Raw genomic sequence first — 24471 nt, 5'->3', positions numbered from 1 at the left:
GAATGAAAGATATAAAAAAGTTTTTACAAAAATTACGACCTGTTCAACTCATTGTTTTATTTTATTTATTAGCAGTAGTTGTATCGGTGATATTGCTTAGTTTCCCGTTTGTTACGAAGTCTGGTGTAAAATGGACATTTATCGATGCTCTCTTTACAGCTGTTAGTGCGGTAAGCGTTACGGGACTGTCTGTTGTTACGATTTCAGATACGTTTACTACGGCAGGAATTATTATTTTAGCCCTTATTTTACAATTAGGCGGCTTAGGAATTATGGCACTTGGTACATTCGTTTGGATTATAACGGGGAAAAAGATTGGTTTGCAGAGAAGAAGACTCATTATGGCAGACCATAATCAAGGGAATTTATCAGGCCTTGTAGAATTGATGCGTTCTATTTTAATTGTAATTATTTCAATAGAACTTATTGGAGCAATATTATTAGGTACAAGATTCCTACTTTATTTTCCATCTTGGCAAGAAGCTTATTTTCACGGTTTCTTTGCGGCTGTTAGTGCAACTACGAACGGCGGATTTGATTTAACAGGGCAATCACTAATTCCGTATAAAAAAGATTACATCGTTCAAATGATTCATATGTTACTTATTATTTTAGGAGCGATTGGTTTCCCTGTGTTAATGGAAGTAAAACAATTCCTTAGTAAAAGGAGACAGCAACTATTTCGTTTTTCGTTATTTACAAAATTGACGACAACAACATTTTTTGCGCTCGTTGTCGTTGGAACGATTATGATTTTTTTACTAGAACGAAATCATTTTTTAGTAGGAAAGTCATGGCATGAAACAATTTTCTATACATTATTCCAATCTGTGACGACGCGAAGCGGTGGACTTGCTACAATGGATATACTTGAATTGTCACAACCGACGCTTTTATTTATGAGTATATTAATGTTTATAGGGGCATCTCCAAGTTCGGTTGGAGGCGGAATACGTACAACAACATTTGCTGTTAGTATATTATCGCTATACACTTTTGCCAGAGGCGGGAGAACGGTTAGAGTCTTCAAACGTCAGCTACATGAAGAGGACGTGCTAAAAGCATCTGTCGTTATGACGATGGGGATTTTATTATGTGCCACGGCACTATTTATCTTATCTATTACGGAAAATGTACCGCTTATGAGTTTAATTGTTGAAGTGTGTTCTGCTTTTGGGACAACAGGACTATCGACAGGTATTACGCCTGATTTAACAACTGTTGGTAAGCTTGTACTCATTGTACTTATGTTTATCGGGCGTGTCGGGATTTTAACATTTATACTAGCGAGTGGCGGAAGAGAACAGCCACCTCGCTATAAATACCCGAAAGAGAGAATTATTATTGGATAGTATGAAACCATTCTACCTATGTTAGGTAGAATGGTTTTTTAGTCGTTAATGCCAAATTGCGGATGCATAAAAGCGTCATTTTTACTATCTGCTTCTTTTTTTAGTAACTCTTGATTTTCTTCTGAAATCCAACCAATATCATTTGTAGGATGGATCCATTCTTCTCCAGCCATAATGGCGGGATCTATTTCATCACTCCAATTGTGAAGTGGACTGTTCTCGGAATCATATTTACTGTCTCCGATTACGACGTCATACTGATTGATGAAAGGTTGTTGCATCTTCTTTCCTGTTCCTTTAAAAGATGGGAAATTCATTTGATGCGGGAGCGTTTCGTCTAAAATTGGTGACTGAATTTTATCTTTCTTCTTCAAAATAATCGCTCCTTTTTATAATAATTTCTTCATAGGTAGTATTTCCATCTAGCGGCTCTTATGTACTTGTTAACACTTGCCAGTAATAATTATGTCGGCTTGCTTCAAACTAGAATAGAAAGTGAATTCTTGAGAGCAGGTGAATGTATTGGTAAAAAGAAAAGTAAAACAAAATGCTGCAATCAACAATAATAAAACTCCGAAAGAAAGCTTACCAGATGCAGAATTTGCATTAGAGTATGAAGGAGAAAATAGTGCGAAGTATGCAAATCGTAATTCAAAAAAAGGTAAACAAAAATGAGGCGTTTTTTACAAACGCCTCATTTTTTTGTGGGATTATAAAGGTTTTTTTAATTATTTGTAAATTTAGTGTTCATTATTAGCAGAAAAATGAGAAAAAACATAGAAGTAGCAACGTATTACACAAAAACAAACAACAAACAAAATATTAATGTTGGTTTAATACTGCTTTTACACTAGTTGTTTATATTTGAGTTGTACATAAGATTTGTAAAAGGAGAGAGAGACAGTGAAAAAAACAATCTTTAAAGCTGTAGCAACTGGAATGGTATTTTCGTTATTAATGGGGTGTGGTGCTAAGAAAGAAGAAAGTGCTGGTGCAAAAGTAAAAGATGATAAACTATCTGGATCATTAACTGTCTACACAGCGATTGAAGAAGAACTTGTACCAATTTATCTTGATTCTTTTAAAAAGAAATATCCAGATGTGAAGCTGAACATTGTTCGTGATTCAACTGGAGTTATTACAGCGAAATTGCTAGCTGAAGGAAAAAATACACAAGCAGATGTTGTATGGGGAACTGCTGCATCAAGTCTATTGGCTTTAGATAAAAAAGATATGTTAAAAGGATACTCTCCAAAAGGAGCAGATCGTGTTCTTCCGCAATTTAAAGATGATAAGCAACCAGAAAAATGGGTAGGAAATACTGCATTTATGACGGGGATTGCTATAAATAAAGAAGAATTAAAGAAGAAAAATTTACCGATGCCAGAATCATACGAAGACTTAACGAAACCAGAATATAAGGGGACGCTTGTTATGCCACATCCGGCTTCTTCTGGAACGGGATTTTTAACAGTTTCTGCATGGTTACAAATTATGGGGGAAGATAAGGGCTGGGATTACATGAAGAAACTTCATGATAATATGGCAACTTATACTCATTCAGGTTCAAAGCCAGCGAAATTAGCAGGTGCAGGCGAATATCCAGTTGGCGTATCAATGGTTTATAGTGCTTTGAAAGAGAAACAAAAAGGTGCACCAGTTGAGGTTGTATTGCCGAAAGAAGGATTAGGTTGGGAAGTAGAAGCAAACGCACTTATTAAAAAAGATAATGCGAAAAATGAAAAATTAGCGCAAGCATTTTTAGATTGGGCAATTACTGATGATGTAATGAAGTTATATTTCGAGAAAAATGGATTTGCGACAATTAAAAATGATTATAAACTTCCAGATGGATTCCCTAAAGATGTGACAGAAAAGTTATACAAAAAGAATGACTTTAAGTGGGCAGCAGAAAATCGCGACAAAATTTTAGAAAAATGGGAAAAAGAGTTTGGTCAAAAAGCAGAACCGAAAAAGTAAGTGAGTGGGAGAGAGAAAAAATGAGCGAATATTTATCAATTCAACACATTCAAAAACAGTTTGATGCATTTACAGCGTTAAAAGATATTTCTTTTACTGTGAAAAAAAATGAGTTTGTATGTTTATTAGGCCCAAGTGGCTGTGGGAAAACAACATTGCTTCGAATTTTAGCAGGGCTAGAAGAGGCAACAACAGGTAGTATAGCTGTGGATGGAAAAGATATTACAGCATTACCTCCTGGAAAGAGAAATTTCGGAATGGTGTTTCAATCCTATGCATTATTTCCGAATTTAACAGCACTTGAAAATATTGAATATGGCTTAAAGACAAAAAAATATGGAAAAGCAGAAGTAAAAGAGAAGGCGCTAGAGGCGTTAGAACTTGTAGATTTGCTGAATGTAAAAGATAAATATCCTGCTCAAATGTCTGGTGGACAGCAGCAGCGAGTAGCACTTGCACGTGCGCTCGCTCTGTCTCCGGATATTCTATTACTTGATGAGCCGTTATCTGCTTTAGATGCAAAAGTACGTGAAAAGTTACGTAGAGAAATGCGTGATTTGCAAGAAAAAGTAGGAGTAACAACTATTATGGTCACGCATGATCAAGAAGAGGCATTAACGATGGCTGATAAAATTGTTGTAATGAATCATGCGGAAATCATGCAGATTGGCACACCAGAGGAAATTTATCAAAGACCAGCCAATCCGTTTGTGGCAGATTTTATTGGTTCTATTAATTTCTTTTCGGAAAATAATGAAGAACATGCCATTCGTCCCGAACATGTAACAGTTGTACAAAACGGTGGTATTAAAACGGTTGTGGAAAGTATGGAATTTCGCGGATCTGTATATCGGGCAGAAGTGAGAGTTGTAGAAGAAAAAACACATCTGTATAATGAGAAAATTGTAGTGGATATATTGGCATCAGAAGTAGAAAAAACCGCTATTAGAAAAGGAAAGCCGATTCAAATCTCTTTCTCAGAAAATCATATGTTGTCATATGGAAAGAAGGTCATTGTATAGATGGAGATGTTAGAAAATTTCGAGGTAGAAAGTACGAAAAAAAAGGTTAAGAGACGTATCGGTAAAGAAGAGTGGATGCAAAGACTATTAATTATTGGTATGCTTCTTACATTTTTAATTATGCTTGTATTACCCCTATTACAATTGTTTACACAAGCTTTTTACGATAAAGATGGAGCATTCATTGGAGTAGCGAATTTCAGTAAATATTTCACAACTCCAACGCTAGTACAATCATTACAAAATACGGTATGGATTTCGGGTGCGACAACAGTTATTGCAGTGACACTCGCTTTCGCTTACGCCTATGCAATCGCTCGTACGAATGTGTTTGGGAAGCGTGTATTTCAATATATTGCGTTGTTACCATTATTCGCACCAACGATGATGCATGGAATTGCACTTACATATTTATTTGGCAATCAAGGGTTAGTAACGAAAGGAATGTTTGGTTTATTTGAAGGGATACAGATCCCTTTATATGGACCAGTAGGAATTGTAATGGCTGAAGTCATGTATACATTTCCGCAAGCATTTCTTATATTATTAATTGCTTTTCAAGGCTCGGATTATCGTTTATATGAAGCTTCTAATATGTTAGGGGCGAGTAAAACAAAGCAATTTTTCACTGTTACTTTACCTAGTGTAAAGTACGGATTAATTAGTGCGATGTTCGTTGTCTTCACACTTAGTTTCACTGATTTTGGGGCACCAAAAATTGTTGGTGGGCAATATAATGTACTTGCTACAGACGTATATAAGCAAGTAATTGGGCAGCAAAATATGCCGATGGGCGCAACTGTAGGAATGATTTTATTAATCCCAGCTATATTTGCGTTTGCAGTTGATCGTATTACGCAAAGAAAGCAGGCAAATCTCTTGTCTTCTAAAGCAGTACCTTACAGAATAATAAATAATAAGAAACGAGATGTTATTTCATTCGTATATTGTAGCGTAGTAACGCTTATGATCATTCTATTGTTTGTGGCAGTTGGTATTGCTGCAAGTGTGAAAGTATGGCCGTATAATATGAGCTTTACATTCGAGCATTTTAATTTTTCTAGTTTAACAGGAGATGGACTTGAAGCGTTTAAAAATAGCGTAATTGTTTCAGCAATCACAGCGGTTATTGGAGCGGTTTTAACATTTATGTTCGCTTATGCAATAGAAAAAATAAATCAGCTACAATTTTTCCGAAAAGCAGGTTACTTTTTCTCTATCGTCCCTTTAGCGATACCAGGTTTAGTACTAGGGTTAGGCTACGTTTTCTTCTTTAGTCAACCAACAATACAAATCTTTGGATTTTCCGTAACGAACCCGTTTCATTCTCTATACGGAACAATCGCTGTGTTAGTACTAGTTAATATCATTCATTTTTATTCTGTAACATTTGTTACGGCAACGACAGCTTTAAAGAAATTGGACCGAGAGTTTGAACTTGTTTCACAGTCAATGGGCATCCCGTTTTATAAAACATTCTTTCGAGTAACAGTGCCGATGTGTTTACCGGCAATTTTAGAAATGGTAATGTACTACTTCGTAAATTCAATGGTAACTGTCTCGGCAGTTGTATTCCTATACTCGGCTGATTTTAAACTAGCCGCCATATCAATTGTAAATATGGATGATGCAGGAAATGTAGCGCCAGCAGCTGCAATGAGTGTGCTTATTGTTGTTACAAATATTGTAGTAAGAGTTGTATATGAATGGGGAACGAAAGCACTTCGTAACCGAACGTCGCAATGGCAAAAAAGATAAAGTGAAACTTTAATCAGTGGGGGGGTTCCTCCCCCACTGATTATTAGTTGAACCAATCAGGCGTTTACGGGCAGTTGATCTCCCACTTAACTTTTTTGCTCCAGCCGAATTTTGAGGGGGAAATCTTACTGCCCGTTAACGCGGGATAAATAAGAAGGGTGATGGACTAAATGAAAATAGAAGCAGTTATTTTTGATTGGGCAGGTACGACAGTTGATTACGGATGTTTTGCACCACTGGAAGTATTTATGGAGATCTTCCATAAACGCGGTGTTGAAATTACAGCAGAAGAAGCTCGTAAACCAATGGGATTATTAAAAATAGACCATGTAAGGGCACTTACCGAGATGCCTCGTATTGCGAGTGAATGGAATCGTGTTTTTGGACAATTACCAACAGAAGCAGACATTCAAGAGATGTATGAAGAATTCGAAGAGATTCTCTTCGCTATTTTACCGCGCTATGCGTCGCCTATTAATGGAGTAAAAGAAGTCATTGATTCTTTACGTGAAAGAGGAATTAAAATTGGTTCAACGACTGGATATACGAGAGAAATGATGAACATTGTAGCTAAAGAAGCAGCTCTACAAGGGTATAAACCTGATTTCCTTGTAACGCCAGATGATGTTCCTGCGGGTCGTCCATATCCGTGGATGTGCTATAAAAATGCGATAGAACTTGGTGTATATCCAATGAATCGTATGATAAAAGTTGGGGACACAGTATCAGATATGAAAGAGGGAAGAAATGCGGGCATGTGGACAGTGGGTGTAATTCTCGGCAGTAGTGAACTTGGGTTAACTGAAGAGGAAGTGGATAATATGGATTCAGTAGAGCTTCGTGAAAAAATAGAAGTAGTTCGTAATCGCTTTGTTGAAAATGGAGCGCACTTTACGATTGAAACGATGAAAGAACTTGAAACCGTAATGGAACATATTGAGAAAGAACAACTTATTATTTCATAAAAGGGGAAGAGGATCATGACTGAAAATCACTATTTATTATTAACGCCAGGACCATTAACGACAACAAAAACGGTAAAAGAAGTTATGCTATACGATTGGTGTACGTGGGATGTTGAATATAACACGATGGTGCAAGATGTAAGAGCTAAACTTGTGTCGTTAGCAACGAAGGAAGAAGAGAAATATACGACTGTTCTTATGCAAGGAAGCGGTACGTTTTCAGTTGAAGCAGTAATTGGTTCTGTTATTCCTAAAAATGGAAAGTTGCTTGTTTGTACAAATGGTGCGTATGGTAAGCGAATTGTACAAATGGCAGAGATGTTACATATAGATGTGGTAGTTAGTCAAACGGAAGAATGGGAGCCTACTAATATTGCAGAAGTAGAAAAGATATTACAACAAGATAAAGAGATTACACACATTGCGGTTGTTCATTGTGAAACAACAACAGGTATTATCAATCCGATTGTAGATGTATGTAAATTAGGGAAGCAATATGGAAAAGTAACACTAGTTGATGCGATGAGTAGTTTTGGTGGTATTGAAATAGATATCGCTGAGTTGCAAATTGACTTTCTAATTAGTAGTGCGAATAAATGTATTCAAGGTGTTCCGGGATTCGGATTTGTTATTGCAAAGCGCGATGAATTATTGAAATGTAAAGGACTGGCACGTTCATTATCATTAGATTTATACGATCAGTGGGAGACGATGGAAAATCAAAATGGGAAATGGCGTTTTACGTCACCTACACATGTTGTACACGCTTTTTACCAAGCACTACTTGAATTAGAAAAAGAGGGAGGAGTAAAAGCGCGTTACAATCGATATGATAACAATCAAAAACTATTAGTGAATCAAATGAGAAAAATCGGATTTAAGCCACTAGTAGAGGAAAAATATCAATCACCTATTATTACATCCTTCATTTATCCAGAAGAATGGTTCGATTTTGAGCAATTATATAATGAATTAAAGCATGATGGATTTGTTATATATCCGGGTAAAATTTCAAAAGTAGATACATTCCGCATTGGAAATATCGGTGATGTACATGAGGCAGATATTCATCGCTTAGTTGATAGTATCGCTAAAGGGGTTGTAATCGGTTGAAAGTATTTTGCTTAGGTGGAGCAGGTAAAATTTGTCGTGAAGCAATTTTAGATGTAGTGCAATTTTCATCTTTTGAGACGATTACAGTAGCGGATTTTAATGAAGAAGAGGGCTTGAAAGTAGTAGAATGGCTCAACGATCCTCGAGTAGACTTTGTGAAAGTAGACGTAACGAATCACGAGGATACGGTTGCCAAAATGAAGGGCTATGACATTGTAATGGACGGTACGACAATTAAGCTAAATGGCTTGTCTACTCGATGTATTGCAGAAGCAGGTTGTCACGGCGTGAACTTGAATGGATTTGGTGAAGAAAATGATTCGCATTCTATATTTGTTCAAAATGGAAAAACGTGTTTACCTGGTTTTGGTATGACGCCAGGTGTAACGCAAATGATGGCAATGCATGCAGCAAATCAGCTACATACTGTAGAATCAGTTCGTGTAAGTCACGGTTCGTATCGTCCCATTGCATTTTCTGCATCCATTACAGAAACGACGACATATGAATATGATCCACATTTACCATCGCGTACAGTGTATGAAGATGGTGAGTTTAAGCAAGTACCTCCGTTTGCGCGTCCGAGAGAAATTGAATTACCGGCGCCTTATGGTAAAGCAACGCAATATATAATCCCGCATTCTGAAACGATTACGTTAGCAAAAGCACTAGAACATAAAGGCGTCAAATTGATAGAGACGAGAGGAACTTGGCCAAAGCAGAATATGCAGCTCGTACGTGCATTGTATGATTACGGTATATTGCGTAATGATCAAGTTGAAATAAATGGGGAAGAAATCGGCATTATGGATTGTATTTCGAAGTATTTATTACAATCGAAAGAAGGACAAGAAACAGAGGTTTACGGTTATGCACTTCATGTAGAAGTAATAGGTACGAAAAATAATGAAAAACAAAGGCACGTCTTATATCATACACACCCGTTATCCGATGGATCTGTTGTAGGATGGGAAAACTTAAGAGCTTATACGAGAAACGTTGGTATTCCATTTGGGATTGCTACAGAGTTAATTGCAAAAGGAAATGTAAATCAAGTTGGTGTTGTGACACCTGAGGAAGCTTTTCTAAATCCACAAATTATTTTTGACGAACTAAAAAAGCGTGGTATTCATATTCATGAAGAAGTTTCTACTTACAAAGAAAGTTATAACTTTGTATAAGCAAGGCAGTTTATGAGGTAGAAAGCAATGGGGTGAGGTTATGTCTGTAGTAGGTGAAGAAAGAAAGCGAACCATTCTTGAGAAGGTAGAATTTAAAGGGAAAGTAAAAGTTTCAGAGTTAGCGAGAGAGTTTGCTGTATCAACAGAGACGATACGCCGTTATTTAGAAGAATTGGATCGTGAAAAGAAGTTGAAGAAAGTGTATGGTGGAGCCGTCCAGCTTCCTGGAGCTGGAATAGAGGCACCAATGTTAGAACGAGAGATGCTGCATATAGAAGAGAAGAAGCGAATTGGGTATAAAGCAGCAACATTTGTGGAAGATGGAGATGTTATTGCGATTGATGACGGAAGTACACCACTTCAAATGGTACCATATCTTGTTCATCGTAAAAATTTAACGATTGTAACAAGTTCATTTCCAGTAGCGACACAATTAATTTCTTCTATTAATAAAAAGATGTTTCACGGTGAAGTTTTATTTATTGGTGGAAAAGTATCTCCAAAGCATTCACGTGTATCTGGGTCTATTTCGCAGCAAGTAATCCAGCAATTTCATTTTCATAAAGCATTCGTTTCGATCGATGGATTGTTACCTGGTTTTGGGGTTTCTAGTTTTGAATTAGAAAAGGCAAAACTGTCGGAAGCGATGATGAAATTAGCAGAGAAAACATATATTTTATGTGATCATACAAAGGTAGGCGTAAAAGGAAATTACCGAATAGCAGCGTTTTCCCGCATTCAACATGTAATTTGTGATAAGAAAATGCCCTATAGTTTTGAAGAGGAAGTTAAAAGGCATAATATTCAATGGACAATTTGCTAAATACATGGAACTCCCACCTGATTGTGAGGTGGGAGTTTTACTGCCTGCAAATAGCGGGATAAAAGATTTGTATTTATGCAAAAAAAGTGGACACATTTTCGCATCTCTTTCATATAATTTACCAATACAAAAAAAGTTGGTCGAAGGAAAGAAGGGAAAGTATGTCAGAGCGGATATATAATAAACTTGTATTGTATGCAAATATTTTGCAAAAAATTGGTGTTATTAATGAAAAAGAAAAAAGTGAAATTCTGCATACGATAAGTAAAAAGGCCCTCTGAATAAAGGGCCTTTTTATTTTTTATCCCGCATTAACGGGCAGTAAGATCCCCACTTCAAAATTCAGCGGAAGCAAAGAAGTTAGATGGGGGTCGGGCTGCTCGTAAAAGCCCGATTGGTGAGGGCTGATAATCAGTGGGGATGAACAAAACCCCCACTGATTAAAGTTTCACTTTATCTTTGGAAATATAAATTTAATGTAATATTCCCATTGACAATGATAATGAGATTCATTATCTTTTATTTGTGGTTAATTGATAAATATTATCAATTATAAAAATTATATATGATAGGGGACATTATTTTGAAAAAAAAATATATGAAGGCGTTAGTAGTAGCAACAACATTAGCGATTCCATTTGCTGCATACTCTACTCCAGCATTAGCAGCACTAAAAGCTGAAGCAAATCAGTCGGTCGTAGCAGCGAGTGAACGTTCATACGATACTGAGATTAAAATATATAAGGACCAAAAAGACGAGCCATCTATGGTTTCTCAATATATAAAGGATCCTAAAGTAACAATTGCAGACGGGAAAAAAATTGTTACTGTAACAATGCAAGATAGCGATTATTTTCAATATCTTAGAATAGAAGATAGAAACCAGCCGGGTGTATTTCATGATGTGAAAGTTTTGTCAGAAGATAAGAGGAAGAATGGAACGAAAGTAGTTCAATTTGAAATTGGCGAGTTTGAGAAGAAGCACAATATGCAAATGCATATACTTATTCCGGCTATTGGATATGATCACAAATATCAAGTTCAATTTGAAATGAAAGATCCAACTGTAGGTGACAAAGAAACAGAGAAACCAGATGATAGCTCTAATTCAGGCAATACGGAAACGGATAATCCAGTTGATAATCAAAATATGATAACAGATAATAAATTAAGAGAACTTGTTAATAAAAAAGTATTTAATAGAAAAGATTTAAATACACCTATTACGAAAGAAGAGTTATTACAAGTAAAGAATTTGTTTTTAAATACGAATGAGATTCTTGATTATAGTGCATTAAAATATATGCCAAACTTAAAATCTTTAACAGTTGCGAATGCGAAGATAAAAGATCCGTCGTTCTTTGCAAACTTAAAGCAATTAAATCATTTAGCTTTACGTGGTAATGAATTTTCAGATGTAACGCCACTTGTTAAGATGGAGAATTTAGAATCTCTTGATTTAAGTAATAATAAAATTACAAACGTTGCACCATTAGTTGAAATGAAAAATGTAAAAAGTTTATATCTATCAGGCAACCAAATAGAAGATGTAACAGCATTATCGAAAATGGAACAACTAGATTACTTAAATTTAGCAAATAATAAAATTACAAATATTGCTCCATTAAGCGCGTTGAAAAATGTAACATACTTAACTTTAGCGGGTAATCAAATTGAAGATATTAAACCATTATATTCATTACCTTTAAAGGACTTAGTATTAACGCGTAATAAAGTTAAAGATTTATCGGGTATTGAACAAATGAATCAATTAAATAAATTATTTATCGGGAAAAACAAAATAGAAGATGTGACACCACTTGCTAAAATGGCTCAGCTTACAGAATTAGATTTGCCTAATAATGAGTTAAAGGATATTACGCCATTAGCAAGTCTAGTAAACTTACAAAAGCTTGATTTAGAAGCAAATTATATTTCAGACTTATCGCCAGTTAGTAAGTTGAATAAGTTAGTATATTTAAGTTTTGTTGCAAATGAAATCCGCGATGTTAGACCAGTAATAGAGTTAAGTAAGAAAGCGTATATTAATGTTCAAAACCAAAAAGTCTTTCTAGAGGATACAGAAGTAAATAAAGAAGTGAAAGTACCTGTATATGAAAAAGATGGTAAAATTTCTACAAAAATTCGTTTGAAGAGCGAAGGGGGTACGTATAGTAACGATGCAGTTACGTGGAGTACACCAGGTGAGAAAGTATATGAATTTGGAGTGAAAGACCCATTTGCGGATACAGGAATCTTCTTTACAGGATCGGTAATTCAAAATGTGGTAGAAGGTAAAGAGGGGAATACTACTAAAGAGGATGAAAAAATAGAAGTAGTAGCATTCAAAGATGTACCAAAAGGACATTGGTCAGAAGAAGCAATTCATTATTTAGCGAAAGAGAATATTTTTAAGGGATATGGAAATGGGAATTTTGGATTTGGTGACAATATTACGCGCGGACAAGTTGCGGCTTTAGTACAAAGGTACTTGAAATTAGAAAATAAAGTAGAGCAGAAAGAACGATTTACAGATACGAAAGGGCATATGTTTGAGCAAGATATTGCTACAGTTGCGCAAGCTGGAATTATGCAAGGGGATGGTACTGGGGAGTTTCGTCCAGATGGAATATTAACTCGATACGAAATGTCTGTAGTATTATATAAAGCATTTCAGTTAAAAGAAGATGGAAATAATAAAGAGAACTTTAAAGATGTACCAACTGGCCATTGGGCAGAAGGATATGTGAAAGCGTTAGCGGATCATAATATATCAAAAGGTGATGGAAACGGAAAGTTTTTAGGTGATGATGTCGTAACACGTGAACAATATGCGCAGTTTTTATATAATGCAATAACTAAATAATCAGTGAAAAAATACGTTATTTTCCATAAGGAGAATAACGTATTTTTTATTGCGAAATCAAGTAAAGAATAGATAGGAGTATTGACATATGAATAGCCTATTTTAAAGAGGAATGATGAAACCATATTGACAAAAAAGCGTTCTCATGTGATAATTCAATTAAATTTTTAGAATAATCAAAAAATATTCCTTTTACATAGAAAGGATTCGAACATTATATGAATATTACGCCGGGGGTGAAGAAATGTTATTTTTTCTAAAGAAATGGAATGAATTAAAAGATGTGAAATCTGAATTGGCACTTCGTGATTGGTTTTATGGTACAAAAATTAGTTTATCACTCTGTACGTCAAAAGAGCCGTTAACTTTTTTAGTGAACGTTGAGGGAAGAGATAAAGGGTTATTTTCAGAAGAGGACTTTATTGTTGTAAATTGTATGTGTGAGCCAGTATTTGAAAATGAAGAAAAACCAGCTGCCGAATCATTTATGCATGCGGATATTTATAAAAAAAGTAGTGCAGAATGTATTTTACAAGTGCAAACTGTAGATAGTCATTTAATATCAGAGTTGTATGGAGAAACTGGGGAAGTAACATTTGATAAGCGTAGCGTGGAACGTGTTTTTGGAAAAGAAGGTATAACAGAAATGACCATTCCTATTGTAGAAGACGAGAAAAAATTCGCTAATTTATTAGAAAATAATGTACCTAATTTTATTGAAGGCGGAGGCGTAGTTCTCGTTCATAATTATGGCATGATCGTGTGGGGGAAAACGCCAGAAGAAGCGAAAAAATGGCTAGAGGGTATAGAGTATTTAATGAATTATCATGTGAAATTGTTAATGATAAAAGGTGCTAAGAGCTCTGTTATATAAAATGCTTGTGATGTTGTTACGAGTTAATAAATAAATGAAAGCGTTTTTAAAATAAATTTACTCATAAAATATAGGTCTCCTTATTATATATAGATTACATGTTGACATGTAAGGAGGAACATATTTTGCGAGTTAAATATCATTTTCTGCCAAAACCGCAAGTAACGTTTTGCAAAATGAACGATTCAGGTGAAAAGGCTCTGCAAATTATGAATGAAACGGGATTTCGAGCAATCCCAGTATTAGCAGAAGATGAAAAGAAATTCAAGGGGATTATTTATAAAGTAGATCTTCTAGAAAAGAAGTGTAATGGCGGATTAGAGAAATTAAGTATGGATCATATGTTGGAAGATTCCTCTGCTTTTATTTTTGAAAAGGATTCTTTTTTTAGGGCATTTTATGCTATTCGTCGCCTTCCATTTTTAGCTGTGCTAAATGATTATAATGAATTTGTTGGTATCTTAACCCATTCCAATATATTTGATGTTATTGAAGATTCATTCGGTATGCGGACGGGGGGGTATATATTAACAATTGCAACACAAGATTGTAAGGGAACGATTAAAGAACTTGGAACACTGTTGAAAACATTTCATATCGGTGGACTATTTACGCTAGATAATGGCGATCAATATATTCGCCGCGTTATTGTAAATATAACAGATGAGTTAAATGAAAAAAGATTAAAGCAATTAATCGAAAAAATAGAGAAAAAAGGATTCAGGGTGAGTCATGTAGATTATATTTAAGGCGAAAAGGAAAGGGAGCAATTTGCTATATGCAGATTGCTCCTTTTTTAGTTAGAGTAATGAATCTTATTTTGAAACAGGAGGCGGAGATAATGCTAAATCGGATAAAAAGATAAAATCTGCATGTTGGCGAATTTTAGGAATAGAAGTTTCTATAACACGGGATGTAATTTCACCTGGAGGCCCAACATGCCCGATAGCTACCATAATCGGTTTTTCTTGAAGTTTTTTAATGAGTAATTGGGCTTGTTTTGAAATATGTGCCGCTGTGTATACGTCATCGAAAAATAATTGATTTTCAATAATTGGTACTCCTAATTCTTTCCCGATTTTTGGAACAACACTTTTAGGATTTGTTTTGCTATCTAAATAAAATAAACCATGTTTTTTACAAGCTGCAAGTATAAGTCGTACAATCCTTTCGTCCGCGGTCACTTTCGATCCCATATGATTGTTCATCCCAATTGCATGTGGTACTTCTTGAATCGCTTGTTCGAGTCGGTTAGTTATTTCTTCGTCGCTTAAATCAGTTGTAATTGCTTTTGGTCCAAGCCATTCTTTTTTACCTTTAATGGGTTCCATTGGCATATGTATAATAACTTCGTGCCCTTTCTTATGAGCTGCTAGCGCATCTTCCTTTGTGGAAGGGAGAAAAGGCATAACGGCAACAGTAAGTGGAATAGGAAGTGATAACATTTTATCAGTCCCCTTCATATTATTGCCGAAGTCATCGATGACAATAGCTACTTTGTTTGTATGGGCCTGTGCTTGAATAGGAAACAAGAAGGTTGGTAAAAACAGAGTAAACATAAGCAATGCAATCGTATATTTGCGCATATAAATATTTCCTTTCTATATTATCAATTATCATTATGGTTTGCGTTTTTGTATAAATTAAACAAAAAATGTCGAAGAAAAGTATAGAGAAAATAGAGAATCCGCTATTTAATTGGTGTTTGTAAAAAAAGAAGATAAAAAAAATGTCTATTATTGCGAATGTATTTACAAAGATAGAATAATTTGTAATAATTCTCAAAGTGAGGGTAAAGATTTGTAAATTACAGGGAGAAAATGTTAAATTTTCTGATTCTTCAAATTCAAATATGATTAAGTAGTTAAAAGGTCAATGGAGAAGTGAAGTAGAGAGCATGGAAGTATAATAAGGGGGATATGAATGTTTACTGTAAAAAGGAAGTACACATTAGAAAAGCTTTCACGTGATATTCATATGAAACGTGAAGAGATGATTCAATTAGGTTTAACGAGCGGATTAAATAGTATGGAGACAATTCAAGTGAGTCAAGAATTGGACAAGCTTATTTTACAGTACCAATGTTATAAAGAAAAACAAACACCAAAATGGTTATCTATTATAAAGGTACCTATTTTTCAAATTGGGTATGAAGGGAAATCGAGTAATTTTTGGCGAATGCTTGTGGCTGGTTTTATGAAATAAGTATAATTACCCTTTTGGGAAAAGGATAATTATACTATGTGTAACGGAATTTCGATATGAACTGTCGTTCCTTCATTTTCTAGACTGTCGATAAAAATATGCCCATTGTACATCTCTACAATTCGTTTACATATGACAAGTCCAAGACCTGTTCCAGTATCTTTATTAGTAAAGAACGGATGAAAGAGGTGTTTTTGAATATGTTTAGGAATCCCTTTACCAGTATCTGTGATTCGCAATTGTGCGTGTGTGTCATTGTTTGTTACGAAAATAGTTAGTGCATCGCCAGAAGCCATGGCTTCAATTGCATTTTTGGTAATGTTTAAAACCACTTGTTTCATATGGTCTTTTGAGCAACGGATATGAACAGGACGGTCTGGCAAATGTAAATTGAATATAATGTTATGTAGATTCGCCTCAGATTGAATAATTAATGCTACCTCATTTAGAATGGTTCTCACATCATATGTTTGTTCAATGATAGCAGTTGGCTTTCCAAGAATAAGAAATTCGCTTACAATTTCATTAATCCGTTCTACTTCTTGTTCGATGATGGAAAAATAGAACTGATCTTGTTCATCTTTATATTTCTCTTTTAATAGAGCGACAAGCCCTTTAATTCCAGTAAGGGGATTACGGATTTCGTGGGCTGTACTAGCTGCAAAAGTTCCAACTAATTCAATTTTTTGTAGTTCATTTTGTTGTCTTTCTAGTTTTGTTTGACGTTTTAACAACATATATTGAACAAGTAAAAATAAGATAGACATTAAAAATAATGTAGCTATACATTCTATTGCAACCCACTGGTATAAAGTTTTTTGATGGATAGGTAATGGAGAAACAGAGACCTTCCAATTTAATCTTTTGAGTGGCGTAGTAAGCATATTAAAATGTGCATCACTTATTTTGTTATTGTCATCGGTTAGAAAAACTACATCATATTTATCAGTTACTTCAAAATGGTATTGCGGCTTAATGGCATTTAAAGATGATGAAATGTAATCAAAGCGTAAACTTGCTAACAATAAGCCTGATAGCTCCTTCTGTTTATTAAAGATGGGAGAAGCAATTATAATAGCTTGATGTCCAAGAACACGATCTGTAATGACTGATGATACAGTTGTTTTCTTTGTTTGTAACGCTTCTTGAATATATTTACGATCAGAAACATCAACAGGTGGGCGGTCACCTTCGGATGCGATCGTAATGATGCCTTCTGGTGTAGCGTAATATAGACCAGAAAAACGTGCATCGTTTCCATCTGTATCATGTACAATTTCTTTAACTCCATTTATATTTCCAGTCTCGGTTCCTACGATCTTTGAGAGCATTTCTAATGCAGAAATTGCTTCGCCAAGGTGATAATCTAAATAGTCTCTATATAAGAAGAGAACCGTGTGAGCAGATAGTTTGTTTTCCTGTTTCATTTTATACGAATGATATGAATAAAATGTAGCGCCAATCCCTATCGTTGGTAGGATAACAAGTAATATATATAAAACTATGCTGTGGAATTTGACTTTCAAATTTGGTACTCCTTCTTTTTTATTATCATTATATATAAACTATGTTAAAATTGTCATGTTTTTATTCAAGAATCATTCATAATATATTTGGGGAGAGGTAATGAATGAGTGAATACTCATTCGGAATTTACATGCAGTACTATTTTTCTTTTTATTACTGAGAATTTAAGTGAAGGGTTGAAAATTGTATGACATCAAATAATGGACGAGAAGAAATTTCTCAATCTTTAAAAGTATTTATTGCATTATCTCGTGTACATCGTTCTGTTATGGATACTACAAACAAATCTATACAAAGTAACGGGTTAAATCCAACTGAATTTGCTGTATTAGAACTGCTATATCATAAAGGCGGTCAACCACTTCAGCAAATTGGTGAGCGTATTTTAATAGCTAGTGGCAGCATTACATATGTTGTAGATAAGCTAGAGAAAAAGGGACTAGTAAAAAGAATTCCGTGCCCGAATGACAGACGTGTTATTTATGCACAATTAACTGAGGCTGGAGAGAAGTTTATTGCTTCTATTTTTCCAGGGCATGAGCAAGTTATACATCAGTCTTTTGAAATGTTAACGAAAGAGGAAAAGGACGAATTACTGGATCTATTAAAAAAGATTGGAAAGTATGAAAAGTAATAACGTGTTCCAAAAAAGCTTTGGATAAAGAAATCCAAAGCTTTTTTGTTTACATGTGATGATGGCAGTATATGCCGTATTTTGCTGAAGAATAAGAGGAGATTTGTAAGTAAGCATTGAATTATAGTAAGGATGCATATAATGGAGAGGAGGCTCGTTCATGTCATTTAAAGACTATGAATATAAACGGCCAAATATTGAAGAATTAAAAGAGAAGTTTACTGTTGCTTTAGAGAAGTTTGATAACGCGAAAACTGCGGAAGAACAAAAACAAGTTATTCATTCAATTAACGAAATTCGCAACGATTTTGGTACAATGGGGAATCTTTGTTACATTCGTCATTCTGTCGATACGACAGATGCTTTTTATAAGGAAGAACAAGATTTCTTTGATGAATTCTCTCCAGTTGTACAAGGGTATGGTACAAAGTATTATAATGCGTTAATTCATTCTCCATTCCGTGAAGAATTAGAGGCGTATTATGGGAAGCAATTATTTGCTCTTGCGGAGTGTGATTTAAAAACATATTCTGATGAAGTCGTGAAAGATTTACAATTAGAGAATAAATTGTCTTCACAATATACACAGTTATTAGCATCTGCAAAGATTGACTTTGCAGGGGAAGAAAGAACATTATCACAGCTTATTCCATTTATGCAAGGAAAAGAAAGAAGTGAACGTAAAGCAGCGAGTGAAGCATATTACGGATTTTTAGCTGAGAATGAAGAAGAGTTAGATCGTATTTATGACGAGCTTGTTAAAGTGAGAACGAAAATCGCAAAATCTTTAGGTTTCAAAAACTTTGTTGTACTTGGATATGCACGAATGTACCGTACAGATTATAATGCGGAAATGGTGGCGAATTATCGTCAGCAAGTGCTAGATTATATCGTTCCTGTTACAACGGAATTAAGAAAACGACAACAAGCACGTATCGGTGTAGAGAAGTTAGCATATTACGACGAAAACTTTGAATTCCCTACAGGTAATCCAACTCCAAAAGGAGATGCGGATTGGATTGTTAATCATGGAAAAACGATGTATAAAGAGTTATCGGCTGAAACAGATGAATTTTTCAATTTCATGTTAGATAATGATTTATTAGATTTAGTTGCGAAAAAAGGAAAAGCTGGCGGTGGATATTGTACATATATTGAGAATTATAAAGCGCCGTTTATCTTCTCGAATTTTAACGGAACGTCTGGTGATATTGACGTATTAACACATGAAGCGGGCCATGCTTTCCAAGTATACGAAAGTCGTAAATTTGAAATTCCAGAATATAATTGGCCAACATATGAAGCGTGTGAAATTCACTCTATGAGTATGGAATTCTTCACATGGCCATGGATGAAGCTATTCTTTGAAGAAGATGCAGATAAATATTATTTCTCTCACTTAAGTTCAGCACTTCTGTTTTTACCGTATGGTGTATCTGTTGATGAGTATCAACATTATGTATATGAAAATCCTGAAGCAACACCCGAAGAGCGTAAGACTGCATGGCGTAATATAGAGAAAAAGTATTTACCGCATCGCAATTATGAAGATAATGATTATTTAGAGCGCGGTGGATTCTGGCAACGTCAAGGGCATATATATAGCTCACCGTTCTACTATATCGACTACACGTTAGCTCAAATCTGTGCACTGCAATTTTGGAAACGTGCAAGAGATAATAGACAAGAGGCGTGGGAAGATTATGTGAACCTGTGCCAACAAGGTGGAAGTAAATCATTCTTGGAATTAGTAGAAGTTGCAAATTTAACATCTCCATTTGCTGAAGGTTGTGTGAAAAGTGTTATTACAGAAATTGAAGCATGGCTACATGCAATTGACGACACAAAATTGTAAAAAACATGCGCTTTTTTTCACATGTTTAACATCGACATAAAGAGAAAATAATGAGATAATAAAAGAAAATTCAGAATACTAAAGAGGTGTTTCTAATAAGGAGCACCTCTTTTCACCAACAAAAAGGGGGGAAAGAAGTATGCTTCAATCTAATATGGATGTGAGTTTAGAAAGTTTGGTGAACTCATTACAGTCTACCCGAAGCACGCTATTATCAGAAATTGAAATGTTAAATGATACAGAAGTGAATGTAAAGCCACGTCGTGATAAATGGAGTATTATTCAAATTTTGCATCACTTGCATTTAGTTGAACAATCTGTCACGTCTGCCCTTGTATATGCTTTACAAAAAAACGAAAAAAACACGACTCCATTTAAAGACCTCCAACTTACACTTGATCGCACACATAAACGAGAAGCTCCTCAGCAGATGAAACCAACAGAAACGTTAATGAAAAAACAGCAAGGAATTCAATTACTAGAACATTCACGACAAGAACTATTACATGCGCTTCATAGTGTGATAGATGAAAAAGATTTACTTGAAAATGGATTAAAGCATCCTATTTTTAATGATTTGAATTTGTATCAGTGGGTTCAATTTCTTGATTTGCATGAACAAAGACATCTTACGCAGTTAAAAGAGGCGAAACATGCAATTTTACAGCGATAATTAGGAAGAAGTGGGAGACCACTTCTTTTTCATATGTGCATAGTTTTTCTTCTTATTTTGGAATACTACAGAGAGAAAGAAAAGAAGGAGTTGAAAAGTATGTCCAAGAAAAAGAAAGAAGAAGAGCGCGCTTGGAAAGCACGTAAAGAAAATCAAAAACCACATGGAAAAGTGAAAGCTTTTGCTGAATTAGTTGAAGGAACAGAAAAAACGTGATGAGTATTTCATCACGTTTTTTGTATGAGTGGAAAAGTTAATAAGAAAGTTGTACCTGTACCTTTTTCACTTATAATATCAATTTTTCCGTTCATAGCTTGCACAACACTGAATACGACCATCATTCCAAGACCAGTACCTTTTTCTTTTGTTGAATAGAAAGGGGATCCAAGGCGTTTTACTTGTTCTTGATCCATGCCAACTCCTGTATCTTTTATATATAATTGAATATGCTTATGATCAGGAACTAATGTGAAATAAAGATCACCGCCTTTTGGCATGGCCTCAATGCAGTTTTTTAAAATATTTAACAAACATTGATTTAGTTTTTGTTTTTCTCCCGCGATAAAAAAAGAAGTGCTTTGCTTTATATAATGTGTACGCACATTTGTTAAATTAGCAAGCGGTGTAATTAACGATAATGCATGCAGTAGTTCTTCTTCTAACTGTAATGTTTGTTCTTTTTCAATACTTGGTTTTGCAAAGGTTAAATAATCTGTAAGAACGTGATTTGCTTGTTCGATTCCGTTGATGGCTATGTCGATATATAATTTTCGCTCTTGCTCAGTGCATGTATCTGATTGTAAAAGTTGTAAAAATCCTTTTGTTGAAGTTAATGGATTGCGAATTTCATGAGAGATAGATGCTGCCATTTCACCAATTAAATGAAATTTTTCAGCATTCATAAGTTCGTTTTGGAGACGAATTTGAGTTTGTAATATGTGTAGTAAATATAAAATAAGAATCGTACCAAGTATCGTACATAACTCATACACAACAATATGTGGTATATAATCAGTCTTATTTGTAACCTTTGAAAGGAAGAAAGGTATCCAACTAAATCCGTATGTCAGACTGTAGATAATAGCGAGTATTATTTTTATACGATTAGAAGTTCGATTGAAAAATTTGTATGTAAATAGTAGAACAATAAATAGAAGGATAGAACCGATAAGCGATGGGAAAACACCTATTCCTCCTAATAAGAAGCGATATATATTTAATACAACTAATATTGATCCACCAGCAATAGGACCTCCGGTTAATGTACCGACAACTAATACGATATGACGCATATCAAATTGAAATCCATAATTTGTTTTTGCTGCGAAAGTGATACATAGTATAGTAACGAGGCAGCATAATACAATAAATATAGCTGAATTTAATTTAGGAGAGCGTTTCCCTTTTTGATTCCAAAATAAATGGTATACGAGCATTGTAACAAGGATGAATAATATATTTAGAAAGAGATAAATAATAAAGGATTTCAGGGGGATGCCTCCTCTCTTCTTATATTAAATTAATCATACTATAAAATGAAAGAAATGAAATGAGAAATAGCGGAAAAATCAGAAATTTTTTCTGGTAGTATACAATATGTTACAATAAGCTTTGTCAATGAAAGAAGGAATTCCGTGCAATGCGCGGGAGAGGTTCGCGAACTCCCTCTATAAAAAACTATGGAAACAACAATATCTTTAGGTATTGTTTTGTTTTTTTATTGTGACAGTTCAAGAACGTTCTTTCTTCTTATTCGTAGTAGAGAAGGAGAATGAGTGAAATGAAAAAAGAAAAGGCAGTTGTTGTTTTTAGTGGAGGACAAGATAGTACGACATGTTTATTTTGGGCAATAGAGCAGTTTGCAGAAGTAGAGGCTGTAACGTTTAATTACAATCAACGTCATAAGCTAGAAATTGATTGTGCAGCGGAAATTGCAAAAGAGCTAGGAATTAAACATACAGTACTAGATATGAGTCTATTAAATCAACTTGCTCCAAATGCGTTAACGAGAACGGATATGGAGATTACACATGAAGAAGGTGAATTGCCATCGACGTTTGTGGATGGACGAAATTTACTATTCTTATCATTTGCTGCTGTATTAGCAAAACAAGTTGGAGCACGTCATATTGTAACGGGTGTATGTGAAACTGATTTTAGTGGTTATCCAGACTGCCGTGACGTGTTTGTGAAATCGTTAAACGTTACTTTAAATTTATCTATGGATTATCCGTTTGTAATTCATACACCACTTATGTGGATTGATAAAGCGGAAACATGGAAATTATCAGATGAACTTGGAGCATTCGAGTTTGTTCGAGAAAAAACATTAACATGTTATAACGGAATCATTGGTGATGGTTGCGGTGAATGTCCAGCATGTCAACTTCGTAAAGCAGGATTAGATACGTACCTACAAGAACGCGAAGGAGCGAGTAACTAATGGAGAATTTCTTTGGATTTCGCATCGTAGAAAATTTGCAAAAAATGGACAAGGATATTCAGCGTAAACAGCTCAAATATCATAATAAACGAGTAATGGTCAGCAAGGAATTTACTTTTGATGCAGCACACCATTTACACTGTTATGAAGGAAAATGTAAAAACTTACATGGTCACACATATAAAGTGGTATTTGGGATTAGTGGATATGTAAATGAAATAGGTCTTGCAATTGACTTTGGAGATATAAAAGAAATTTGGAAGAATGAAATAGAAATTTATTTAGACCATCGTTATTTAAACGAAACGTTACCAGCGATGAATACAACTGCTGAAAATATGGTCGTTTGGATTTATGAAAAGATGGCAGAAGCGTTAATAAAAGATAATCGTGTGAACGAATATAAAGGAGCTCGTGTTGAATTTGTTCGTCTATTTGAGACTCCGACTAGTTATGCAGAAGTAAGACGGGAGTGGATGCTCGATGAGTAAAATCCCTGTCTTAGAAATATTTGGTCCGACTATTCAAGGTGAAGGAATGGTTGTAGGACAAAAGACGATGTTTATCCGTACAGCTGGTTGTGATTATAGCTGCGCTTGGTGTGATTCTGCTTTTACGTGGGATGGATCTGCTAAAGATCAAATTAGACAGATGACAGCAGAAGACGTTTGGAATGAGCTTGTAGAAATTGGTGGCGAAAATTTTTCTCATGTTACGATTTCAGGTGGAAATCCGGCATTGCTGAAAAATATTGAGTTTCTTCTTTCTATATTAAAAGAGAACGGAATGCGAACGGCAATCGAAACGCAAGGGAGCAAATGGCAAGATTGGTTACTTGAAATTGATGAAATAACGATTTCTCCAAAACCACCGAGTTCGACGATGAATACTGATTTTCAGAAGTTAGATGATGTGATTCAGAAGCTAGCAGGAAAAGACATTAGCTTAAAGGTAGTAGTATTTGACGATTATGACTTTGAGTATGCAGTTAAGATGCACAAACGTTATCCAGATGTACCATTTTTCTTACAAGTAGGAAATGATGATACAAAAACTGTGGATGATGCGATGTTGATTAAAAAGCTATTAGATAAGTATGAGTGGCTTATTGAAAAAGCGGTTAACTGCAAAGAAATGAATAATGCAAAAGTATTGCCGCAGCTTCATGCGTTAGTATGGGGAAATAAACGCGGAGTATAA

General features: G+C 34.9%; 24 protein-coding genes and 1 riboswitch. Of the genes, 20 read left to right on the top strand and 4 right to left on the bottom strand.

The annotated features are described in order from the left end of the window. The first annotated feature begins 2 nt into the window (after nt 1-2). Complete coding sequence (locus ACZ76X_RS07855; RefSeq protein ID WP_479850107.1) at nt 3-1352, top strand: TrkH family potassium uptake protein; 1350 nt, start codon at nt 3-5, stop codon at nt 1350-1352. Nucleotides 1353-1390: 38 nt separating this feature from the next. On the opposite strand, the gene ACZ76X_RS07850 is transcribed toward ACZ76X_RS07855, so the two are convergent. Continuing rightward, a complete protein-coding gene (locus ACZ76X_RS07850) occupies nt 1391-1726 on the bottom strand; it encodes a DUF3905 domain-containing protein (protein ID WP_342718638.1) in 336 nt (111 codons plus the stop codon). Nucleotides 1727-1874: 148 nt separating this feature from the next. On the opposite strand from ACZ76X_RS07850, the gene ACZ76X_RS07845 reads away from it, so the two are divergent. From ACZ76X_RS07845 to cbpA, 11 genes are all read left to right on the top strand, one after another. After that, nucleotides 1875-2027 carry a hypothetical protein gene (locus ACZ76X_RS07845; protein ID WP_000240799.1) on the top strand — a complete coding sequence of 51 codons (153 nt, stop codon included), beginning with the start codon at nt 1875-1877 and terminating at the stop codon, nt 2025-2027. A gap of 228 nt (nt 2028-2255) precedes the next feature. Then, a complete protein-coding gene (locus ACZ76X_RS07840; RefSeq protein ID WP_000750887.1) occupies nt 2256-3332 on the top strand; it encodes a putative 2-aminoethylphosphonate ABC transporter substrate-binding protein in 1077 nt (358 codons plus the stop codon). 20 nt (nt 3333-3352) lie between these two features. After that, the gene (locus tag ACZ76X_RS07835) at nt 3353-4354 is read left to right on the top strand and encodes a putative 2-aminoethylphosphonate ABC transporter ATP-binding protein (protein WP_479850106.1); all 1002 of its coding nucleotides are present in this window, start codon (nt 3353-3355) and stop codon (nt 4352-4354) included. Beyond that, the gene (locus ACZ76X_RS07830; protein ID WP_479850105.1) at nt 4355-6112 is read left to right on the top strand and encodes a putative 2-aminoethylphosphonate ABC transporter permease subunit; all 1758 of its coding nucleotides are present in this window, start codon (nt 4355-4357) and stop codon (nt 6110-6112) included. 170 nt (nt 6113-6282) lie between these two features. Then, nucleotides 6283-7077, top strand: a complete 795-nt coding sequence (phnX, locus tag ACZ76X_RS07825) for a phosphonoacetaldehyde hydrolase (protein WP_479850104.1) — start codon at nt 6283-6285, stop codon at nt 7075-7077. Nucleotides 7078-7092: 15 nt separating this feature from the next. Further along, entirely contained in the window at nt 7093-8190 is a 1098-nt protein-coding gene (phnW, locus tag ACZ76X_RS07820) for a 2-aminoethylphosphonate--pyruvate transaminase (RefSeq protein WP_479850103.1), read from the top strand. Further along, the gene (locus ACZ76X_RS07815) at nt 8187-9371 is read left to right on the top strand and encodes a saccharopine dehydrogenase family protein (protein ID WP_098669881.1); all 1185 of its coding nucleotides are present in this window, start codon (nt 8187-8189) and stop codon (nt 9369-9371) included. The genes phnW and ACZ76X_RS07815 overlap by 4 nt, the downstream gene beginning before the upstream one ends. Nucleotides 9372-9411: 40 nt before the next feature. Next, complete coding sequence (locus ACZ76X_RS07810; RefSeq protein WP_000117662.1) at nt 9412-10194, top strand: DeoR/GlpR family DNA-binding transcription regulator; 783 nt, start codon at nt 9412-9414, stop codon at nt 10192-10194. A gap of 583 nt (nt 10195-10777) precedes the next feature. Then, nucleotides 10778-13060 (top strand): NEAT domain-containing leucine-rich repeat protein, encoded by a 2283-nt coding sequence (locus ACZ76X_RS07805; RefSeq protein WP_479850102.1) that lies wholly within the window; start codon nt 10778-10780, stop codon nt 13058-13060. Between the two features lie 244 nt (nt 13061-13304). Continuing rightward, entirely contained in the window at nt 13305-13934 is a 630-nt protein-coding gene (locus ACZ76X_RS07800; RefSeq protein ID WP_000895998.1) for a class II aldolase/adducin family protein, read from the top strand. A gap of 125 nt (nt 13935-14059) precedes the next feature. Then, nucleotides 14060-14683: a cyclic di-AMP binding protein CbpA gene (cbpA, locus tag ACZ76X_RS07795; protein WP_479850101.1), complete on the top strand. Its 624-nt coding sequence runs from the start codon at nt 14060-14062 to the stop codon at nt 14681-14683. A 66-nt stretch (nt 14684-14749) separates the two neighbouring features. Here the strand turns inward: cbpA and ACZ76X_RS07790 are convergent, their stop codons facing one another. Then, entirely contained in the window at nt 14750-15520 is a 771-nt protein-coding gene (locus tag ACZ76X_RS07790; RefSeq protein WP_479850100.1) for a divergent polysaccharide deacetylase family protein, read from the bottom strand. A gap of 337 nt (nt 15521-15857) precedes the next feature. Between ACZ76X_RS07790 and ACZ76X_RS07785 the strand changes: the two genes are divergently transcribed. Continuing rightward, nucleotides 15858-16139 carry an aspartyl-phosphate phosphatase Spo0E family protein gene (locus ACZ76X_RS07785; protein WP_000495532.1) on the top strand — a complete coding sequence of 94 codons (282 nt, stop codon included), beginning with the start codon at nt 15858-15860 and terminating at the stop codon, nt 16137-16139. Between the two features lie 29 nt (nt 16140-16168). On the opposite strand, the gene ACZ76X_RS07780 is transcribed toward ACZ76X_RS07785, so the two are convergent. Next, on the bottom strand, nt 16169-17665 hold the full coding sequence (locus ACZ76X_RS07780; protein WP_479850099.1) for a DUF3149 domain-containing protein: 1497 nt from the start codon (nt 17663-17665) through the stop codon (nt 16169-16171). Nucleotides 17666-17853: 188 nt separating this feature from the next. Between ACZ76X_RS07780 and ACZ76X_RS07775 the strand changes: the two genes are divergently transcribed. The 4 genes from ACZ76X_RS07775 (at nt 17854) to ACZ76X_RS07760 (ending at nt 21044) form a co-directional block, all read left to right on the top strand. Then, on the top strand, nt 17854-18300 hold the full coding sequence (locus ACZ76X_RS07775; RefSeq protein ID WP_479850098.1) for a MarR family winged helix-turn-helix transcriptional regulator: 447 nt from the start codon (nt 17854-17856) through the stop codon (nt 18298-18300). A 160-nt stretch (nt 18301-18460) separates the two neighbouring features. Beyond that, entirely contained in the window at nt 18461-20155 is a 1695-nt protein-coding gene (locus ACZ76X_RS07770; protein ID WP_479850097.1) for a M3 family oligoendopeptidase, read from the top strand. A gap of 139 nt (nt 20156-20294) precedes the next feature. Beyond that, a complete protein-coding gene (locus ACZ76X_RS07765) occupies nt 20295-20828 on the top strand; it encodes a DinB family protein (RefSeq protein WP_479850096.1) in 534 nt (177 codons plus the stop codon). Nucleotides 20829-20927: 99 nt separating this feature from the next. Beyond that, the gene (locus tag ACZ76X_RS07760) at nt 20928-21044 is read left to right on the top strand and encodes a DUF6254 family protein (protein WP_000038254.1); all 117 of its coding nucleotides are present in this window, start codon (nt 20928-20930) and stop codon (nt 21042-21044) included. 11 nt (nt 21045-21055) lie between these two features. Here ACZ76X_RS07760 and kinB read toward each other — a convergent pair whose 3' ends face one another. Continuing rightward, nucleotides 21056-22264 carry a sporulation sensor histidine kinase KinB gene (kinB, locus tag ACZ76X_RS07755; protein WP_479850095.1) on the bottom strand — a complete coding sequence of 403 codons (1209 nt, stop codon included), beginning with the start codon at nt 22262-22264 and terminating at the stop codon, nt 21056-21058. A 207-nt stretch (nt 22265-22471) separates the two neighbouring features. Further along, nucleotides 22472-22515, top strand: a riboswitch (PreQ1 riboswitch). A 93-nt stretch (nt 22516-22608) separates the two neighbouring features. Between kinB and queC the strand changes: the two genes are divergently transcribed. The 3 genes from queC to queE are packed head-to-tail and all read left to right on the top strand — an operon-like array spanning nt 22609 to nt 24471. Next, nucleotides 22609-23271 (top strand): 7-cyano-7-deazaguanine synthase QueC, encoded by a 663-nt coding sequence (gene queC / locus ACZ76X_RS07750; protein ID WP_000711596.1) that lies wholly within the window; start codon nt 22609-22611, stop codon nt 23269-23271. Next, nucleotides 23271-23762 carry a 6-carboxytetrahydropterin synthase QueD gene (queD, locus tag ACZ76X_RS07745; RefSeq protein ID WP_479850094.1) on the top strand — a complete coding sequence of 164 codons (492 nt, stop codon included), beginning with the start codon at nt 23271-23273 and terminating at the stop codon, nt 23760-23762. Before queC ends, queD begins: the two co-directional genes overlap by 1 nt. Further along, the gene (queE, locus tag ACZ76X_RS07740) at nt 23755-24471 is read left to right on the top strand and encodes a 7-carboxy-7-deazaguanine synthase QueE (protein ID WP_479850093.1); all 717 of its coding nucleotides are present in this window, start codon (nt 23755-23757) and stop codon (nt 24469-24471) included. The genes queD and queE overlap by 8 nt, the downstream gene beginning before the upstream one ends.

It is taken from the genome of Bacillus sp. BC05(2025) (genome assembly GCF_056725905.1).
This window is presented reverse-complemented; position numbering and strand designations above follow the sequence as displayed.

What these genes read in the sequence shown, in the direction of transcription:
- ACZ76X_RS07770 (WP_479850097.1), top strand. Translation starts at nt 18,461, where the DNA reads ATGTCATTTAAAGACTATGAATATAAACGGCCAAATATTGAAGAATTA.
- ACZ76X_RS07855 (WP_479850107.1), top strand. Translation starts at nt 3, where the DNA reads ATGAAAGATATAAAAAAGTTTTTACAAAAATTACGACCTGTTCAACTC.
- phnW (WP_479850103.1), top strand. Translation starts at nt 7,093, where the DNA reads ATGACTGAAAATCACTATTTATTATTAACGCCAGGACCATTAACGACA.
- ACZ76X_RS07835 (WP_479850106.1), top strand. Translation starts at nt 3,353, where the DNA reads ATGAGCGAATATTTATCAATTCAACACATTCAAAAACAGTTTGATGCA.
- ACZ76X_RS07760 (WP_000038254.1), top strand. Translation starts at nt 20,928, where the DNA reads ATGTCCAAGAAAAAGAAAGAAGAAGAGCGCGCTTGGAAAGCACGTAAA.
- ACZ76X_RS07775 (WP_479850098.1), top strand. Translation starts at nt 17,854, where the DNA reads ATGACATCAAATAATGGACGAGAAGAAATTTCTCAATCTTTAAAAGTA.
- ACZ76X_RS07765 (WP_479850096.1), top strand. Translation starts at nt 20,295, where the DNA reads ATGCTTCAATCTAATATGGATGTGAGTTTAGAAAGTTTGGTGAACTCA.
- ACZ76X_RS07810 (WP_000117662.1), top strand. Translation starts at nt 9,412, where the DNA reads ATGTCTGTAGTAGGTGAAGAAAGAAAGCGAACCATTCTTGAGAAGGTA.
- ACZ76X_RS07785 (WP_000495532.1), top strand. Translation starts at nt 15,858, where the DNA reads ATGTTTACTGTAAAAAGGAAGTACACATTAGAAAAGCTTTCACGTGAT.
- phnX (WP_479850104.1), top strand. Translation starts at nt 6,283, where the DNA reads ATGAAAATAGAAGCAGTTATTTTTGATTGGGCAGGTACGACAGTTGAT.
- kinB (WP_479850095.1), bottom strand. Translation starts at nt 22,264, where the DNA reads ATGCTCGTATACCATTTATTTTGGAATCAAAAAGGGAAACGCTCTCCT.
- queD (WP_479850094.1), top strand. Translation starts at nt 23,271, where the DNA reads ATGGAGAATTTCTTTGGATTTCGCATCGTAGAAAATTTGCAAAAAATG.
- ACZ76X_RS07800 (WP_000895998.1), top strand. Translation starts at nt 13,305, where the DNA reads ATGTTATTTTTTCTAAAGAAATGGAATGAATTAAAAGATGTGAAATCT.
- queE (WP_479850093.1), top strand. Translation starts at nt 23,755, where the DNA reads ATGAGTAAAATCCCTGTCTTAGAAATATTTGGTCCGACTATTCAAGGT.
- queC (WP_000711596.1), top strand. Translation starts at nt 22,609, where the DNA reads ATGAAAAAAGAAAAGGCAGTTGTTGTTTTTAGTGGAGGACAAGATAGT.
- ACZ76X_RS07830 (WP_479850105.1), top strand. Translation starts at nt 4,355, where the DNA reads ATGGAGATGTTAGAAAATTTCGAGGTAGAAAGTACGAAAAAAAAGGTT.
- ACZ76X_RS07790 (WP_479850100.1), bottom strand. Translation starts at nt 15,520, where the DNA reads ATGCGCAAATATACGATTGCATTGCTTATGTTTACTCTGTTTTTACCA.